General features: G+C 62.4%; 1 pseudogene. It reads right to left on the bottom strand.

The features are described 5' to 3' along the window. Positions 1–32 precede the first annotated feature (32 nt). Positions 33–340 (bottom strand): annotated as a pseudogene (locus tag EN874_RS33985) (hypothetical protein); the annotation flags it as partial.

Here is a 340-nt window from a genome sequence, read left to right as displayed (position 1 = left end):
GGCAACGCGGTTGGTGCCTTGCCTAAGTCGCTTCAGTTTCGGGTCGGCCGCGCCGGCGGGCTGATGCCGGCATTGGCGAGGCGGCGCATGAGTACGTCGATCCATTCGCCCTGCTGAAACTGCAAAGCTTCCCAGTGCGGCCACCCTGGCGCGGCTTCGATCAGGTGCAAAATGGTCCAGTTCAGGCCATATGCGGTATCGCCGTCGGCCGGCAGCAAAGATACAAGCTCGCGCACGTCGTCCTCCGATAGCGGCAACACCACGGAAGACAGGAGCCTTTCGATTGCTTCGAACTGCCGCGGATCGAGTTGTTCCACCAAACTCGGCGCGATGGCGCGTA

It is taken from the genome of Mesorhizobium sp. M1D.F.Ca.ET.231.01.1.1, from assembly GCF_003999155.2.
In the GTDB taxonomy this organism is placed as follows: domain Bacteria; phylum Pseudomonadota; class Alphaproteobacteria; order Rhizobiales; family Rhizobiaceae; genus Mesorhizobium.
The sequence above is the reverse complement of the archived record's forward strand: the minus strand, read 5'-3'. Positions and strand labels throughout refer to the sequence as shown.